Source organism: Butyricicoccus sp. OF27-2pH9A (genome assembly GCF_027693185.1).
GTDB classification, from domain to species: Bacteria; Bacillota; Clostridia; order Oscillospirales; family Butyricicoccaceae; genus Agathobaculum; species Agathobaculum butyriciproducens.
Genome location: NZ_JAQEXK010000009.1, coordinates 23,789 through 41,260 on the forward strand (window position 1 = coordinate 23,789; position 17,472 = coordinate 41,260).

Annotated in this window: 11 protein-coding genes; 4 read left to right on the forward strand and 7 right to left on the reverse strand. The window is 55.3% G+C overall.

Going from position 1 to position 17,472, the window contains the following annotated elements; translation table 11 throughout:
• Window positions 1-325 precede the first annotated feature (325 nt).
• Window positions 326-4,057: a phosphoribosylformylglycinamidine synthase gene (locus PG722_RS08265; RefSeq protein ID WP_270580247.1), complete on the forward strand. Its 3,732-nt coding sequence runs from the start codon at window positions 326-328 to the stop codon at window positions 4,055-4,057.
• Between the two features lie 532 nt (window positions 4,058-4,589).
• Entirely contained in the window at window positions 4,590-5,006 is a 417-nt protein-coding gene (locus PG722_RS08270; protein ID WP_270580248.1) for an acyl-CoA thioesterase, read from the forward strand.
• 46 nt (window positions 5,007-5,052) lie between these two features.
• Here the strand turns inward: PG722_RS08270 and PG722_RS08275 are convergent, their stop codons facing one another.
• The 3 genes from PG722_RS08275 to PG722_RS08285 form a co-directional block, all read right to left on the reverse strand.
• Window positions 5,053-5,820 (reverse strand): tRNA threonylcarbamoyladenosine dehydratase, encoded by a 768-nt coding sequence (locus tag PG722_RS08275; protein ID WP_270417947.1) that lies wholly within the window; start codon window positions 5,818-5,820, stop codon window positions 5,053-5,055.
• A 704-nt stretch (window positions 5,821-6,524) separates the two neighbouring features.
• Window positions 6,525-7,844, reverse strand: a complete 1,320-nt coding sequence (locus PG722_RS08280) for an MATE family efflux transporter (protein WP_270580249.1) — start codon at window positions 7,842-7,844, stop codon at window positions 6,525-6,527.
• Between the two features lie 148 nt (window positions 7,845-7,992).
• Window positions 7,993-9,333: an S-layer homology domain-containing protein gene (locus PG722_RS08285; protein ID WP_270580250.1), complete on the reverse strand. Its 1,341-nt coding sequence runs from the start codon at window positions 9,331-9,333 to the stop codon at window positions 7,993-7,995.
• A gap of 206 nt (window positions 9,334-9,539) precedes the next feature.
• Here PG722_RS08285 and PG722_RS08290 point away from each other — a divergent pair, with 206 nt between their 5' ends.
• Complete coding sequence (locus PG722_RS08290) at window positions 9,540-10,916, forward strand: MBOAT family O-acyltransferase (RefSeq protein WP_270580251.1); 1,377 nt, start codon at window positions 9,540-9,542, stop codon at window positions 10,914-10,916.
• Between the two features lie 13 nt (window positions 10,917-10,929).
• Window positions 10,930-12,087: a DHHW family protein gene (locus PG722_RS08295; protein ID WP_270580252.1), complete on the forward strand. Its 1,158-nt coding sequence runs from the start codon at window positions 10,930-10,932 to the stop codon at window positions 12,085-12,087.
• 84 nt (window positions 12,088-12,171) lie between these two features.
• Here PG722_RS08295 and PG722_RS08300 read toward each other — a convergent pair whose 3' ends face one another.
• From PG722_RS08300 to PG722_RS08315, 4 genes are all read right to left on the reverse strand, one after another.
• The gene (locus PG722_RS08300; RefSeq protein WP_270580253.1) at window positions 12,172-13,329 is read right to left on the reverse strand and encodes a Gfo/Idh/MocA family protein; all 1,158 of its coding nucleotides are present in this window, start codon (window positions 13,327-13,329) and stop codon (window positions 12,172-12,174) included.
• A gap of 141 nt (window positions 13,330-13,470) precedes the next feature.
• Window positions 13,471-14,343, reverse strand: coding sequence for a mechanosensitive ion channel family protein (locus PG722_RS08305; RefSeq protein WP_270580254.1), 873 nt, complete (start codon window positions 14,341-14,343; stop codon window positions 13,471-13,473).
• Window positions 14,344-14,777: 434 nt separating this feature from the next.
• On the reverse strand, window positions 14,778-15,710 hold the full coding sequence (locus PG722_RS08310; protein ID WP_270580255.1) for a DUF975 family protein: 933 nt from the start codon (window positions 15,708-15,710) through the stop codon (window positions 14,778-14,780).
• 20 nt (window positions 15,711-15,730) lie between these two features.
• Window positions 15,731-17,365 (reverse strand): VanW family protein, encoded by a 1,635-nt coding sequence (locus tag PG722_RS08315; protein ID WP_270580256.1) that lies wholly within the window; start codon window positions 17,363-17,365, stop codon window positions 15,731-15,733.
• Window positions 17,366-17,472: the final 107 nt, after the last annotated feature.

Below are 17,472 nucleotides of genomic sequence, written 5' to 3' on the forward strand. Positions count from 1 at the left end.
CCTCCTCTTGACTTACATTATATCACACCTCTTTGGAAATTGAAAGAAAAGAGTGAGGAGCGGAGATCACCTCACGGCTTCATCTTCTTCCCACCGCTGCATCTTGTCACATCCTGCGGCTGCCATTTTTAATACGATATAACCATACGAAGAAGGCTGCACCCCCATCAATCACTGCTTACGAATGCCTGATTACTAATTTGTTCTAACGGTATAGAAAACTTCTCCATCGAAATCAACAATATTTTGTCGCCCTCACCGATTGATTTATCTGTGTGAAAAATGTAGAATAGAAGTATCATGCAATAAAGGAGCGAACACGATCATGAGCGTCAATCGTTGTTATTCCGAGAAAAAAAACGGCTTCGATGTCGAAGCACGCAGCCTGTTCTCCAGCCTGCACGACCTGTTGGAAATCAAAAACCTGACTCATGTGCGCTATCTCTGCCGCTACGACGCAGAGGGACTTGCACCTGAGACCTACGAGAAGGCAAAGGGCATCGTATTCTCCGAGCCTATGGCTGATGTGTGCTACGACGAGGACTTTCCCCGTCCGGAAGGCGCTCACACCATCCTTGCGGTAGAGCCGCTGCCCGGTCAATTCGATCAGCGCGCCGATTCCTGCGCACAGTGCATCCAGCTGCTCACCGGCGGCGAACGCCCGACCGTTGCAGCCGCTAAAATTTACGTTCTGGAAGGCGAACTCACCGCTGAGGACATGGACAAGATCCGCGGCTATCTGATTAACCCCGTAGACACCCGCGAGGCTTCGATGGACAAGCCTGCTACCCTCAAGGTAGAATACGCTATCCCGACCAGCGTGGCATCGGTTGTCGGCTTTACTCACATGGACGAGACGGCTCTCTCTGACCTGCTGCATAATATGGGTCTGGCGATGGATCTGGACGACCTCAAGTTCCTGCAGACCTACTTCCGCGACACCGAAAAGCGCGACCCGACCATCACCGAGGTTCGCATGGTCGATACTTATTGGTCCGACCACTGCCGCCACACCACCTTCCTCACCCAGATCGATGACGTAAAGTTCGAAGATCAGATGGTGCAGGACGCATTTGACCGCTACATGGCTGCCCGCGTAGAAGTCTACGGCGAGGAAAAGGCTGCGAAGCGTCCGGTAACGCTGATGGACATGGGTACGATCGCGGCTAAGGTGCTCAAGAAGCGCGGCTACCTGAAGAACATCGACGAGTCCGAGGAGATCAACGCCTGCTCCATTAAGGTAAAGGCGCTCGTGAACGGTCACTACGAGGACTGGCTGCTCATGTTCAAGAACGAAACCCACAACCACCCGACCGAGATTGAGCCGTTCGGCGGCGCTGCCACCTGTCTCGGCGGTGCGATCCGTGACCCGCTGTCCGGCCGCTCCTACGTTTATCAGGCAATGCGCGTAACCGGCGCAGGCGACCCGACCGTGCCGCTCTCTGAAACCCTCGAGCATAAGCTGCCGCAGCGCAAGCTGTGCCAGACCGCTGCTGCGGGCTACTCATCCTACGGCAACCAGATCGGCCTTGCGACCGGCCTCGTACACGAGATCTACCACCCGGGCTATGTCGCAAAGCGCATGGAGATCGGTGCTGTTGTCGGTGCAGCTCCGCTGGAGAACGTCATCCGCGAGGTACCCGAGCCGGGTGACATCGTCATCCTGCTCGGCGGCAAAACCGGCCGCGACGGCTGCGGCGGCGCTACCGGCTCCTCTAAGAAGCACACCGAGGAGTCCCTTGAGACCTGCGGTGCTGAGGTCCAGAAGGGCAATCCGCCCGAGGAGCGCAAAATTCAGCGTCTGTTCCGTGACGGCAATGTCACCCGCATGATCCGCCGCTGCAACGACTTCGGCGCGGGCGGTGTATCGGTTGCCATTGGCGAGCTGGCCGACGGCCTTGACATCGACCTGAATGCCGTACCGAAGAAGTACGACGGTCTGGACGGCACCGAGCTGGCCATCTCCGAGTCGCAGGAGCGCATGGCTGTCGTTGTCCGCGCAAAGGACGTCGATGCGTTCATTGCGGCTGCGGCCAAGGAGAATATCGAGGCTGTTGTCGTAGCCACCGTTACCGACAAAAACCGCCTGTGCATGACCTGGAACGGTGTTAAGATCGTGGATGTTTCCCGTGATTTCCTCAACACCAATGGCTGCTCCAAGCACGTTGACGCAGAGGTTGGCGCACTGCCGACTCCGTCTATCTCCTGTGCTCCGGCAGGCAATTCCGAGAAGGAAAAGCTGCTGAACCACGCCTCTACCCTCGGCATCTGCCTCGAGCGCGGTCTGGTCGAGCGTTTCGACGGCTCCATCGGCGCAAGCTCGGTATTCATGCCCTTCGGCGGCAAGTATCAGCTGACCCCGACGCAGGTCATGGCGGCTACCATGCCGGCACTGAACGGTCAGTGCGAAACCGCCTCTGTCATGGCGTTCGGCTTTGACCCCTACTTCACCGAGCAGAACCCGTATCTCGGTGCTTCTTCTGCGGTAATCGAGTCTGTAGCCAAGCTGGTTGCTGCCGGCTGTGACTTTGAGACCGCTTACCTCACCTTCCAGGAGTATTTCGAGCGTCTCGGCAAGGACCCGAAGCGTTTCGGCAAGCCGCTCTCCGCGCTGCTGGGCGCATACACCGCACAGGAGAACCTGTGTCTGGCAGCCATCGGCGGCAAGGACTCCATGTCCGGCTCGTTCGACGATATGGACGTACCGCCCACGCTGGTTTCGTTCGCCATCGCGCCGCAGGACGCTTCCCGCCTCATCTCTCCTGAGTTCAAGGCGGCAGGTCATCCGGTTTACTTCTTCGATGCACCGTACAATCAGGACGGCACGCCGGATTACACCACGCTCAAGTTCATGTGGAACGAGGTTGCAAACCTGATTGCGTCCGGCAAGGCGGTATCCGCATGGGCGCTGTCCACCGGCGGTATTGCCGAGGGTGTTTGCAAGATGGCGCTCGGCAACAAGATCGGCTTTAAGATGGACGACTCGTTCCCGGCTGACGCGCTGTACCTCAAGAACTTCGGCGGCATCCTGATCGAAGCCGCATCCGAACTCCCGGCTTACTGGCTGGTCGGCTATACCACCGACGATGAGAAGATCACGGTTGCCGGCGAGTCCGTAACGCTCGACGAGCTGACGAATGCCTTCGAGGGCAAGCTCGAGAGCGTGTTCCCGACTAAGGCGGCTGCTTCCGACGAGCATCTGACCAAGGTTTCCTTTACCGAGCGCAATGTATCCGCTCCGGCGGTTAAGAGCGCAAAGCCGCTGGCGGTTATTCCGGTATTCCCGGGCACCAACTGCGAGTACGACACCGCCCGTGCGGTCGAGAATGCAGGCGGTGCGGCTGAGATTGTCGTTGTCCGCAACTTCTCCGCGGATGCCCTCCGCGAGAGCGCTGAGCAGCTCGAAAACTCCATCCGTAAGGCGCAGATGGTTATCCTGCCGGGCGGCTTCTCCGGCGGTGACGAGCCGGACGGCTCCGGTAAGTTCATTGCATCCTTCCTGCGCGACGCAGGCATCAAGGATAGCATCCACGAGCTGCTGAACAAGCGCGACGGTCTGATGCTCGGCATCTGCAACGGCTTCCAGGCGCTCATTAAGCTGGGCCTGGTTCCCTACGGCGAAATCCGTGACGAGATGACCGGCGACGATCCGACGCTGACCTTCAACCTCATCGGCCGCCACCAGAGCCGCTACGCGACCACCCGCGTTGCGTCGGTTAAGTCTCCGTGGCTGTCCTCCTGCAATGTCGGCGACCTGCACTCCATCGCGTTCTCGCACGGCGAGGGCCGCTTCGTAGCACCGCAGAACGTCATCGACGACCTGATCAAGAACGGTCAGGTAGCGTTCCAGTACACCGATCTGAACGGTGACCCGTCCATGGACATCGCGTGGAACCCGAACGGCTCCATGTGCGCGATCGAGGGTATCACCTCTCCGGACGGCCGTGTGCTCGGCAAGATGGGTCACACCGAGCGTTACAGCCCGTTTGTCGGCAAGAATATCTACGGCGAAAAGTATCAGCCGCTGTTTGCAAACGGCGTGAAATACTTTAAGTAAAGCCTGTGCAGAAAGCGCCCTCAACGAGGGCGCTTTCCTATCAATAAATACAATATGAAAAAGCGGTTAAAAAAGAAATACTATAAGCGCATCATGCACGACGTTTTGGGGTATATCAGTTTATCCCCATATTGGCGACAAATTCTTCGAGATACTCCTGCATTTTCCCCAATTATATTAGAGAATGCCGATCTCGCACAGTTCGATTGTCATCTTGCTCATATTTGCCAACGAAATAGACTTTCTTTCGGTGTATATCGAATCGAATTTAATCCCATCAATAGTCACGAATGCTTGATCTTTATATATGCGAACGACTCATTTTGTTCGCATCTTTGTGCCGTTTCCTTCAATAATCTTGATTATTTATAACAGGAGCACCTACAACAGAAATTTATACAGAGCGTGGTTTCTATAACAGCTCCTATGAATTGTCTTTTCATGATCTATCCAAATATTCTTTAACGTCAAAGAACAAACTTGCAATCTAAAAACTTCGCAACTCACTTTCTTCCAATAACGAGGTATTTTTATGAACCCCTGTGAGCACAAAGTCCAATACTATGAAACCGATGGCATGGGCATCGTCCACCACTCGAACTACATCCGCTGGTTCGAGGAGGCGCGCGTGGATCTGCTCGAGCAGCTCGGCTTCGGCTACGACCGCATTGAAGAGGCCGGTTACAGCGGTCCGGTGCTGGAGGTTTCCTGCCAGTACAAAACCATGTCGAAATTCGGCGAAACCGTGCAAATCGAAGCATCTATCACGCAGTACAACGGCGTACGCATGACGCTGCACTATGATGTCTACGACAAGGCGACCGGCACGCTGCGCTGTACCGGCGACAGCCGCCATTGCTTTATCAACGCCGAGGGCAAACCGGCTATCCTCAAGCGGTGCTGGCCGGAGTTTGACGCGGCATTGGCTGCAAATATTGTCAAAGAGTAAAAAAAACCGTCATCTCTGCATTTGAGATGACGGTTTTTTGCCTGTGTTATCCTTTATTCTCCACGCCGGTCAGGTCCTGAACAACTTCACCTGCAATGATAAGACCCGCAACAGCAGGCACAAACGCCGTGCTGCCCGGAACCTGTCGGCGCTGTGTGCATTTTCTGGCAGTGCCCGGCGGACAGATGCAGTTCTGGCGGCAGCTGATCGCCATATCATCGATGGGCGTCATAGCCGGCTCCTTGGAGTACACGACCTTGAGCTTGCGGATGCGGCGCTTGCGCAGCTCGTAGCGCATAACACGCGCGAGCGGACAGCCGGAGGTCTTATAAATATCCGTCACTTCCAGCTTGTCAGCGTGAATCTTGTTGCCTGCACCCATGCAGCTGATGATGCGCGTACCGGCCTTGGTTGCCTGCTCGATCAGCTCGAGCTTGCCGGTTACGGTGTCGATCGCATCTACAACGTAGTCATACTGGGTGAAATCGAACTGAGAAGCGGTCTCAGGCGTGTAAAAGGTTTTGTAAACGTTGACCTTGCAGTCCGGATTGATATCGTGAATACGCTCGGCAGCGGCCTCTACCTTGTACTGACCGACCGTCCTGCGGGTAGCGATGATCTGGCGATTGATGTTGGTCAGGCACACCTTATCATCGTCGATGAGGTCAAGTGTGCCGACACCCGAGCGCGCCAACGCTTCTACTGTGTAGCCGCCTACACCGCCGATGCCGAATACCGCAACACGCGCGTTGTACAGGCGCTCCATTCCCTGCTTGCCAAGCAGCAGCTCGGTTCTCGAAAATTGATTGAGCAAGTTTTTTCTCCCTTTCGTGCAGTTTTTCGCTTAGTTATAAGTATAACGGGGAATGCCTACTGTGTCAATAGGAAAGCTGTCGTTTCCCTGCACTGATTGACCGGGGGGCTCGAACTGCGCAAGCGTGTTCGCCCCTGACGGGCGGGAAGTTTTTCGCTGAACCTCAGCGGGGGATTCGCCGTCTGCGGACGGCGGGAGAGCGCGGCACCCGCCGCGGGGGCAAAAAGGAAGGGACACCTGCGGTTTCCCTTCCTCTTTGAACTCCTACCTTTCCCTTATTTCTTAGTCTGACGCAAATCAGAGACCGGCGACCGCTGCGAAATAGAGGAACGACAGAGGATTTTTTCTCTGCTACGGACGAACTACCTGCGGAGTCCGTCCTCTTAAGCAACCTGTTCGCAGTGTCGGAGACCGTACTGCTACACAGGCGGTTTTGTCTCCGCAGGCGCGACATAACAGTGTCGCGCAAATCCTTGGCACGTTGTAACGCATGGCACCTACGGATTAGGTGTTTGATACAATTTATCTTCGCAGCCCTATCCGCTAACGAATTGCGCGGCATGATTATGCCGCGCTCTGCGCAGAGCAGTCCGTATGTGTAGCAGTATGTATCTGTGAACTGCGAATATGTTGCGAAACAAACAGAGTAGAAACCGCAGGTGTCTACCCTCTTGCCCACCGCCGCGGGCGCGGCGTCAGCGCAGTTACACTCGCTTCCAAGCGACCAATGCAACTCCTGCCGAGATAAACTCCGTCACCCAGAACGCATGCCAGACGCCATTCGCACCCATAATCTTACACAGCACGACCGAGATCGGCAGAATGACTACGGTATACCGGCACAGTGAAATCACGAGTGACGCCGTACCCTTTCCGAGTCCTTCCAGTGCGCCGGACGCCGTAACCGAAACCGCTGAAACAAGAAATCCCACACAGATAATGCGCAGCGCATGTGCACCGATAGCCACCGTCCGAACATTTTCGGTGAAAAGTGCCATCAGCGGAGACGCGAACGCCAGACACAGCACGGTGCCGATCATCATAATGCACGCACACAGCGCAAGCGCTACCTGAAAAATACGGCTGACGCGTTCCCGCTCACCCGCACCATAGTTGTAACCGATCACCGGACGCATCCCCTGAATAATGCCGCTCGCAGGCAGATACAGGAAAGTCTGCAATTTGTAATAGATGCCGAGCACGACCACATACGCCTGACTGAGCTCAGCCAGCAGCGCATTCAGACACGAGATGAGCAATGACGGCAGCGCCAGATTGAGTGCCGCCGGAATGCCGACCGCATACAGCCGTGCCGTGATGCCTCGAGTACCGTGCAGTCCCTTGCGTGTGATATGCACGGACACCGGCCGCAGCCGATATATCACCAGATAGAACGCCAGCGTTACCAGCTGGCCGATGCCGGTGGCGAGTGCCGCGCCGCGCATGCCGAGCTGCGGGAACGGCCCGATACCGAAGATGAGCAGCGGATCCAGCACGATATTTGTCACACAGCCGAACAGCAGCGCTGTCATGGTCACCTGCATGCGACCCATCGCCTGATAAATCTTCTCGAATGCGAGGCCGACCATGATAATCACCGAAAACGCGAACGCGATGGACGCGTACTGCGTACCCATCTCCGCTACCTGCTCAGAATCCGTGAACAGCCGCAGGAAACGCGGCATAACGGTGATGCACACGATCATGCTCACTACGCCGTGGATAACCGAGCACGCAATACCGCGCGTCGCCGCCGCGTCCGCCTTGTCGAGCTCACCGGCACCGAGATGATACGAAATCACTGCGTTAATGCCCACGCCGAAGCCGATAGCGAGCGCGTTTATCAAATTCTGTACCGGATAGACCAGTGACAGCGCTGTTATCGCGTCCTCCCCTATTTTTGCAACAAACAGGCTGTCGATGATGTTGTACAGCGAGTTCACCAGCATGGAAACCACCATCGGCAGCGCCATTGAGAGCAGCAGCGGCAGTATCGGCTTTTCCCGCATAAAGCGTTGGTTCACGTTCGGTTCCTCCCTTTTGTGCAAATAAAAAACCGCACGACCGGAATCCCGGTCGTGCGGCGAAAAAGAACATCTTGAGATGCTGTAAAAATCCACACAAATTTTAGTGAGATAAGTTTATCATAAAAGATGCGGAATTGTCAAGCCGTCAGTTAATCTCGGTCGGCAGATCGACATAGCTGCTCAGATCGGTCGGCAGCGTAATCTTAACCGCATCGCCGGTAGCGGTTACCTTAGCGGCTGCGTTCAGAGTTGCGCTGATGGTCTCGCCCTCTGCTGTAATATCAACCGTACCGGAAATCGCAGTATCGGTAAGCATGCCATTGACTGCCTTCGCGGTAACATTCATATCGCGGGTTTTGATGGAAACACCGTCCAGCATGCCGCCGAGCAGCTCGTCAAACAGGTCAGAGCTGAAGACACTGTTCATGTTGTACTTAACGGTCATACCGCCGCTGCCCTTGGTAATGCTCTCAATCGCGCTGACCGGAACAGAACTGTTCATAGCAGAAATCTCCATGCCGTTCAGCACATCATCAAAGGACATCGCCATTTTGTACTTGCCCTGTGCACCCATATCCATGTAGTAAGTGCCATTGGTGAAGTAATAGTTAATATCCTGCGAAATACTGGTATCGCCGCCGTTCGCCAAAGACGGGTCGATCGTCATGTTCAGCTTGCCGCTGAATGCCATCACGGACTTGTCCAGCTCCTTGAGGTTCATATCGGTCTTCATCGTCATCGGCATGGACATATCGAGCAGCTTGGTGCTGCCGAGTTTAACGCTTGCCTTGATGTTCATATCCATAGCCATCTTGGATTCCGTCGAGGTGTTCTTCGCAGCGGTGTTGAATGTGTCCGCGTCTGCGAAAAATGCGCCCAGAGAAGCAGCCTTGGTCTTGTCAACCGCACCGTCTGCAACCAGCTTATCGAGCAGAATGCTGTCACTGCCCTTGACATCGGTATCAAGCGCGGTCAGGCTCATTGCAACTACGTTGTCACGCAGGAAATTCTTGGTGCTGCAATTGACATCGTCCACCAGGCCAACCTGCTCACCGAAATCCAGTGCTTTGGCATAGGTAAAATCGCCCTTGGTATCCGAGTAGCCGAGTGCACGCAGCAGGAATGTGGTATACATCTGTGCAGAGCACTTGCCGGTCGGGTTATAGGCAGTCGCACTCATGCCGTTGGCAAGGCCGTTATCGTACAGGTACTGCACATACGGCTTTTCCCAGCCCTTCAGATCGGTAAACGGCGCGGTGTAGGTCAGCTTTTCCGCCTCGGCCTCCTTGCCCAGCAGGCGGACCAGCATTGCCGAAGCCTCGGCACGGGTGGGTGCCTTGTCAAGCTGGTAACCCTGATTCGTGCCCTGGAACAGCCCCACGTCCTTCAGGCGGTCCGCACAGTTTGTGAAGTTCGCCGCACCGGCTGTTGCCGTAATACCGGCAGCAACCAGCATGGATGCCAGTGCGATTCTCATCTTTTTCATATTGTCTTCCTCCTTTTAATCGAAACAGCCAATAGCTTATCCTTAATATAGCATAGTTCTTGGAAAAAGTAAACAACAATTCAGAAACGATGCGGCTATCTGATGCATGATTGCAAATCCGCGCAGAACATGGTAAACTAAAGGTGCTTTTTGTCGGTTGTTTTGCCTTTCTGACAGCAATTTTACCATACAGGGATGTTTGCTACATGGTTTTCAGCAGTCTGATTTTTCTATTTTTCTTTTTACCTGCGGCGCTGTTCTGCTATTATATCGTGCCGCAGAAATTTATCCGAGTGCGGAACGCGGTGCTGCTTTTATTCAGCCTGTTCTTTTATTTCTACGGAGAGCCAAGGCTGATCGGCATGCTGATTTTTTCGATACTGATGAACTACCTGTTCGGCCTGTCCATGCGCAGTACATACAGAAAACCACTGCTCATTTTGTGCGTTATCGCTAATCTGAGCCTGCTGGGCGTGTTCAAGTATCTCAATTTCTTCATCAGCACGGCGGACAGCCTGTTCGGACTGGGTATTCCGGTGACAGGCATTGTCATGCCGATCGGCATCTCGTTTTACACCTTTCAGGCGCTCAGCTACGTCATTGACGTATACCGCCGGGAGGTTCCGCCGCAGCACGACCCGTTTTCGCTGGCGCTGTACGTTTCCATGTTTCCGCAGCTGATTGCAGGCCCGATCGTACGCTACCACGATGTCAACGTGCAGCTTGCCGTGCGCAAGCACTCGTTTGCGCAGTTCTCCGAGGGTATCAGCCGCTTTCTGTTCGGTCTCAGCAAAAAGGTGCTGCTGTCCAATGTGTTCGCACAGATTGCGGACGGCGTATTCAAATATGCACCGAACGAGCTGTCTGCCGCCGGTGCGTGGATGGGCGCGATTGGCTATACGCTGCAGATTTACTTCGATTTCTCCGGCTACTCGGATATGGCGATTGGCCTCGGCAAAATGTTCGGCTTCGAGTTTCTCGAAAACTTCAACTACCCGTACATCAGCAAGTCGGTCACCGAGTTCTGGCGCCGCTGGCATATCTCGCTGTCCACCTGGTTCCGCGACTATGTGTACATTCCGCTGGGCGGCAACCGGTGCTCGCCCGCACGGCACATTTTCAATCTGCTTGCCGTATGGACACTGACCGGCTTCTGGCACGGTGCCAACTGGACGTTTATGGCGTGGGGTCTGTACTTCGGCGTGCTGCTCATTCTGGAAAAGGAATTCCTCGCCGGATGGATTACGCGCCTGCCGTCCATGCTGCAGCATGTCTATGCGCTGTTTTTTATCGTCATCGGCTGGGTGTTCTTCCGCAGCGATTCGATGGGACTGGCGGTGCAGTACCTCGGCAGCATGTTCACCTCGGCGGTGCCGCTCAACCGGTTCGTAATCGAATATCTGCTGCGGTTCTGGCCATACCTGCTGTTCGGTGTTGTATTGTCCGCACCGGTGTTCCCGCGTCTCAAGTCCACCCGTATCTGGCGTGTACTGGAGTTTCCGGTGCTGGCTGTCTTGTTCACGCTGTGCCTGATGCGCCTGCTCGCCAGCAGCTACAACCCATTTATCTACTTCCGTTTCTGAGGAGGGCTGAGACATGAAAAACGCGAAGCATATTGTCAAAACCGTGCTGTTCTGCGGTACACTGGCCGTTTTTTCGGCTGTCAGCGTATTCAGTCCGAAGGAAAAAGGCTCGTTTTACGAAAACCGCAGGCTGGCGGTCTTTCCGGTGCCAAGCGTCGATACCGTGCTGGACGGTACGTTTTTTTCCAATGTGGAAACCTATATCAGTGACCACTTTGCCTGCCGTGTTCCGCTGCTGCGGCTGAACGTCCGCAAGGAGCTTGCGCTGCACAATCCGGTCGTCAGCACCACGGTTATCGCGGGTGATACGCTGCTGCCCTATCACGGCAAGCCGCGCACCGATTACAACCATGAGGACATGCAGACCGTATTGGATGCGCTCTCGCAGGTAAACACGGCGTGTGAGACTGTCGGTGCAAAGTTCGTCTATCTGTCCATTCCCGAGCAGAGCAGTGCTTTGCGGTACAAATATCCGTCGTACCTCACGTCCGGCACCTACACGGATGATTCCATGCGCACGGACTTTCTCGCTGGACTGGATGCACGCGGCATTGACTGTCTGAACATGGCGGACTATCTCTGCACCGATCCGGAGAAATATTACAGTAAAACCGACCATCACTACAACTTTTACGGCGCGTATGAGACCTATCTGTGCACTATGGAGCACCTGCAGACGCTCGGCATAGACGCACCTGTCACCACCGATGTGACCATCGAGCAGATTGAGCGGCCGTTCCTCGGTTCCCGCTCCCGCAAGCTGCTCGGTGAGTACCCTACGAATGACAAGCTGTACCGCTTCACGCTTGGCACGCCTGTGCCCTTCACCCGCACGGATAATGGCAAACCGGTTGCCAGCACGGTGGTCAACGAGAATTTCAACAACGTATACGATTACTACATGGGCGGCGACATTGGCGAAACCATTATCAAGACAAACCGTCCCGGCCTGCCGCGTGTGCTCGTCGTCGGCGATTCGTTCACCAACCCCTTGGAGGGTATCCTGTATACCTCGTGCGATGAAATGCGCAGTCTGGATTACCGTCACTATGACGGAGAGAATATCCTCGACTATATCGCAAAATATCGGCCTGATGTCGTGCTGTATGTCCGCGATGATCTGACCTGCATCACCACCCAAGGCAACGGCACGATGGGACTTGCGGAATAAAAAAGACACCCCTTGGGGTGTCTTTTTCAGGTAGACATGCGGTGTAATTGAGAACGGAAAATCCTTCTCGGGCTTTTACTTCAATTACTGCCAATCAAGCGGCTTCGGCTGCTCAAATGTAGTTGTTGGCTCACAGAAGACGTGCTCATGCGCACTCTTGAGGATGCACTCCATCACCTCAAGCGAATGCAGCGCCATCTCGCCGGAGGCACGCGGCTTGCGACCCTCCTCGAGCGCGTAGACGAGATCCACCAGACCGATACCGCGCGGGTTCTCGGCGTGGCTGACCGAATTGTACGGATGGCTGTTCGGCACGACCGGCCACGGCGCGTTTACGTTCTCCGGACGGCGCTCGGCATCCGCCCAGCGGTACTGGTCGGGCGTGCGCATGAGCGTATCGCCGCCGAACAGGTTGGGACCGGAAATCGGGTCCTTCTCGTCAATGAGAACGGTTCCCTCGGTACCGTAAATCTCCATACGCGGCAGCTCGGAATCCCAGACGTCAAAACTGCAGGTCAGCGTCACCTGTGCGCCGCACACAAACTCAAGAATCGCGTTGATATGAGTATCCACGTCCACCGGCAGCACCTGTCCCTTGCTCGGGCCGGACGGCACGGTGCGCGTCTCTCCTGCCTTGGTAGCCATTGCGCAAACGCGCTTTACCGGGCCGAGCAGGCTGAGCAGCGCGGTGACGTAGTACGGCCCCATGTCGTACAGCGGGCCCGCACCCGGCTGATAGAAGAATGCCGGAGCCGGATGGTGGAACTCGTGCCCGTGACCGACAAACCACGCACCGCCGCCCGTGATGCGGCCCAGTCTGCCGCTGTCGATCAGCTCGCGGATGTTCTGCAAGCGACCGCCGAGGAAGGTGTCCGGCGCGCAGCCAATCAGCAGTCCCTTCTCCTTAGCAAGCGAAACCAGTTCCCTGCCCTGCTCAAACGTCATCGCCAGCGGCTTCTCCGTGTAGACATGCTTGCCCGCCTTCAAGGCTGCCAGATTATACTCATAATGTGCCTGCGGCGTCGTCAGATTGAGAATAATGTCAATATCCGGGTCAGCGATCAGCTCCATACCGGAGGCATATGCCTTGGGAATGCCGTGCTCCGCCGCCTTGCGCTGTGCCTTCTCCAGTCCGCGTGAGGCACACGCCACCACCTCGACTGTGTCATACTTTTTCAGATTGTTCAGGTAAACATTGCTGATGTCGCCAATGCCGATTACACCAACGCGTAATTTCTTCATCTTATGTTCCTCCCTTTGCTCTTTGACCATATTATAAAAGGAATGCGGATGGATGTCTTACAATATCTTGCGATTTCTTACAGGCAGGAGACAGGAGTTTCGATTGCGGTTTACCATCGTCCGCTCCTCACTTCTGCCTCCTCATTCCTCACTTTTTACGACTTGCATGTGCGGATATGCAATATCAATGCCTTCCGCGTCATAGGTGAGCTTAATGCCCTCGAGCACGGCACACTTCAGTGCGAATGCGGTGGCGTTATCCTTCGCCCACAGCGATGCACGCAGAACAACCGCGGAATCCGCCAGCTCAAGCACAACGACCGGCACATCGGGCACGCCGTCCTTTTTCTGCTGCTCGGTGCGAATATCGAGGAAGGTCGGCTGCTTCCGCACCTCGCGGGCGAGCAGCTCTTTGGCTTTTTTGAGGTCGCTTTCGTAGGTAATCCCCACTGTCAGGAACACGCAGACCTTGCTGTCCGCATAGTCGGCGTTCTCGATGATGGCACTGTTCATCTTGCTGTTTGGGATGATGACGCGCTTGTTCTCGAACGTGCGGACCGCAGTATGGTGCAGCGTGATCTCCTCAACGCAGCCGGTGATGTCATTATCGACATAGCGCACGACATCGCCCATCTTAAACGGCTTGAATGCGAGGATCATCATGCCGCTGACCACGCTGCCGAGTGCTTCCTGTGCTGCAAGACCGGCAACCACCGCAATCACACCGCCGGTCGCCAGCAGAGTACGCACCGCACTCGACAGCACCGGAATCGCGCCTACGATGACCATGCCGCCCGCAAAGTACACCGCAGCAACCGCTATGTAGCGCACAAATCCTAAGACAGTCGCAATACTGCTGTTCGTTTTCCGGTGACGGTCAACCAGCTTTTTCATCAGCCGATTGACCAGTCCGGCCGCCGCCAGCGTTAGGAGCAGCACCGCCACAGCCAGTATTCCCGTGGAAATCAGCTTTCCCAGCGGCGATTCCATAAATTCTGTAAACCATTCAAACATCAGGGTTCCCTCTCTTTCCGGAGATAGGTTTATTATAGCGTATCTGCGGATACGATACAATAGGAAAAGCCTCGGAGCATACATCTCCGAGGCTTGAGGCTGTCGAAAAACTATCGTTTTCCGAGCAGCCTCTCGCTCGAAACCACGCTTTCGAGCGAATACTGAAGAAAAACCGCGCCCTACGGGTACATTTTTTCTTCCCTTGTATAAATTCCGAGATACATGCTCCCGGAATTTATGAATTTGCTTCGCAAATTCTATTTTATGCGTGCTGCCGCACGAAGCGTAAAAATTAAAATAATACTTTTTTGACAGACTGAAGCCTCGGAGCATACATCTCCGAGGCTTTTCACACGTTCATAAATGATATCCTATCGTTTGCCTGATGCTATCACCGCATAACCTCCACGAATGCAGGTTGCCCGGCAGGATGCTTACCCTTCCGGATAAAACTCCGCCGACGGTTCGGTCAGATGCTCATACACACGCACGAACGAGCTTTCCATATACGCCGAAAGAAAACCGTTCAGCACAGCGGTCAGGCATAGCGCCGCCACCAGAGCCGCCGCGAATACCGCAATCGCCATGCCGGTGCTCATCGCAGTCAGGCCGACCGTACCGAGCAGGATACATCCCCACAGAACAACGGCGATCAGTACATACCAGCCGATAAAGCTGAGGTCGAACACAAACAGCTTCATCAGATTTCCGCGGAACGCCCATGAAGCCTCGCGCGTAGCTGCCCATGCACTGCGGTTCTCATCCTGCGCGAGCAGGAGCCAGCCTGCGTTATAAGTCTGCAGCTTAACGCGAATCGGAATCATCACCAGCAGGTACACAACCTGCAGCGCTCCCGCAATCACCTGATACTGTGCCGTATCCGAGACAGCCATAGCAGCCGCAAACACGATTGTCGAATAGATGACGGTCGGCACGATTGACCAGATAATGCCGCGCAGCCACAGCGTAAACACCATACGGATACCCGCCCAGACACTTTTCAGCGAGGTGAACGGGTACATGAGCATACCCACCGTCACATCCTCGCCGTGTGCGAGACCGATGTAAAAGTGCATGAGGCCGAACTGCAGGGGGCCCGTGATCGCCAGCATAAGCGCAATGCACAGCCATACCGTATTCAGTCCACGCGAGAGTGCCGCCATCAACTGGTAATCATTCGCAGAAACACCGCCTGCGATGAGCGCGAACGCTCTGCCGAACACGGAAACGTACAGGATCACCATCAGCAGCACATACGGCACGAGGTACATCAGCTGGATGCCGATACACCGTCCAAGGTTTTCCATTACACGCGTCTTCTGCTCCCGCTTAAGCTGTCTGCGGGTCTCAGCTGTAAAATTATTCATAAAATTCTCCGTTTTCTTTATCATTCACCGACGTACACGACCTCATCCCGCTTGGAATAGGTGGAGCTGTTGGCCAGCACCTCGGTCGTCTTGCCATTTTCAGTAATCTGCTTGTAGGTCTTGGTCGAGTAGCCCGTGATGCCCGAGGTCTCCACGCGGCTGTCGCCTGCCTCCATCGAGCTGTCCGTCTTTGTAACGGTCTCCGGCTTATAGGTCTCGAGCACCTCTGTGCGGGTCGTGACCGTCTTGTCGCTCGTTTTGGTGCCGACAATGGTCATGATCATCTGACCGTCGGTCTGCTCGGCAAGAATCTTGACCGGATACGCCGTATTGTTGACGAACCGGAAATCCAGATTGCCGTAATCCACGGTTGCGTCCTCGCCGAGCGGTGTGTAGGACACGGTAAACGAATGATTATGCCGTTCGGTCACCTTCAAATCGGCACGCAGTACAGCCATGTACAACGTCGAGGACGGCTGGCAGACACCGCCGCCGAACTCGTCAATAATCTTGCCGCCCGAGTAGGCATGCGCCTCCTGATAACCGCGTGCGGCTGTGCGCTCGCCAACCGTGCCGTTATAGGAAAACTCGTCGCCCGGATTGAGGATAGTGCCGTTGATGGCCTTAGCCGCCAGACGGATATTGTTCGTACGCGGTGCGTTGCCCTCATCGAGATTGGTTGCCGTGCGCGCGAGCGTATCGTGGAACAGCTTCGCCTTGAGCGCCTCTGCCGTGATGGACGGCTGGGTGATCGTCACAGGAATGGTGTAGGTCTCCTGCGAGCCGTCGCCAATGATCTTCCTGGCCTTGTCGGTGTCGAACGACACGCCTGCCTTGCCGGCGATGATGGTCTTGCCGTCCTCCTTGCTGACGGTAGCGTTGACCGGGTCACCGATAATGTCGGCTGCGATCTTGTCAACGTCAATCGCCGGAGCGGCTGTCACATCGGTCGAGACCTCATACGGCTCAAAGTCCATCAGGCGGATCTGATCAGTCAACGCCTGCTCTACCGCATCCGTGTCAAACTTGACGCCCGGCTTGCCGGAATGCACGATCAGATTGCTGTCCTGCAGCTCCCAGGTCGGATTGACCGGTTCGGTCAGCGCCGTGTCCGCGATTTCGTTAAGCGTGCCGCGCAGGCTTTCCTCATCTACAGTTGCCGCAATCTGCGCCTCTCTGTGGCCGCGCATTGCGCCGATGATATCGCGCACGCGCTCGAGCGGATTGCCGGTACGGCCTATTTCATAGGCGTTCTCGGCGGACTGGATGCCGTCCACGCTTTTCAGCACCTTATCGACCGGAATATCATAGTTGGAGCCGTAAATCGTCACCGTGACATTTTTGCCCTCGTACAGCGGCGCACTCTGGTCTTCAATGGTGTTTGCCGCGTCATCGCGGTTCATGCCCCCGACCGCGATCGGTCCGACAGTCACGCCCGGAAAAACATTCGGGTAGCAGTACACATAGCCGAATGCACCGGCTGCCGCCGCAATGACAACGCCGACGGCAATCTTTACACCGATAGGAACACGACGTTTCTTCTTCGGCTGCTTCGCTTCCGTCCGGATGACCTGCGCCGGTTTTTCCGGCTTTTTGGCCTGCTTTTTGATCAAATGCGCTCCCTTCTTCGGTTTGTTTGCGCTTTTATCTGCCATGAGTATACCTCTTAACTAATCTATGCTTGGAATATGCTTTGGATTCTCGATGCACCCGCCATTATTCGACAGGTATACCTTTATATTATAGCGCCCTGTATTCATGA

Bases quoted from the DNA above. Each gene is read 5' to 3' on its own strand.
- PG722_RS08265 (WP_270580247.1), top strand. From the start codon at position 326: ATGAGCGTCAATCGTTGTTATTCCGAGAAAAAAAACGGCTTCGATGTC.
- PG722_RS08270 (WP_270580248.1), top strand. From the start codon at position 4,590: ATGAACCCCTGTGAGCACAAAGTCCAATACTATGAAACCGATGGCATG.
- PG722_RS08285 (WP_270580250.1), bottom strand. From the start codon at position 9,333: ATGAAAAAGATGAGAATCGCACTGGCATCCATGCTGGTTGCTGCCGGT.
- PG722_RS08290 (WP_270580251.1), top strand. From the start codon at position 9,540: ATGGTTTTCAGCAGTCTGATTTTTCTATTTTTCTTTTTACCTGCGGCG.
- PG722_RS08295 (WP_270580252.1), top strand. From the start codon at position 10,930: ATGAAAAACGCGAAGCATATTGTCAAAACCGTGCTGTTCTGCGGTACA.
- PG722_RS08300 (WP_270580253.1), bottom strand. From the start codon at position 13,329: ATGAAGAAATTACGCGTTGGTGTAATCGGCATTGGCGACATCAGCAAT.
- PG722_RS08305 (WP_270580254.1), bottom strand. From the start codon at position 14,343: ATGTTTGAATGGTTTACAGAATTTATGGAATCGCCGCTGGGAAAGCTG.
- PG722_RS08310 (WP_270580255.1), bottom strand. From the start codon at position 15,710: ATGAATAATTTTACAGCTGAGACCCGCAGACAGCTTAAGCGGGAGCAG.
- PG722_RS08315 (WP_270580256.1), bottom strand. From the start codon at position 17,365: ATGGCAGATAAAAGCGCAAACAAACCGAAGAAGGGAGCGCATTTGATC.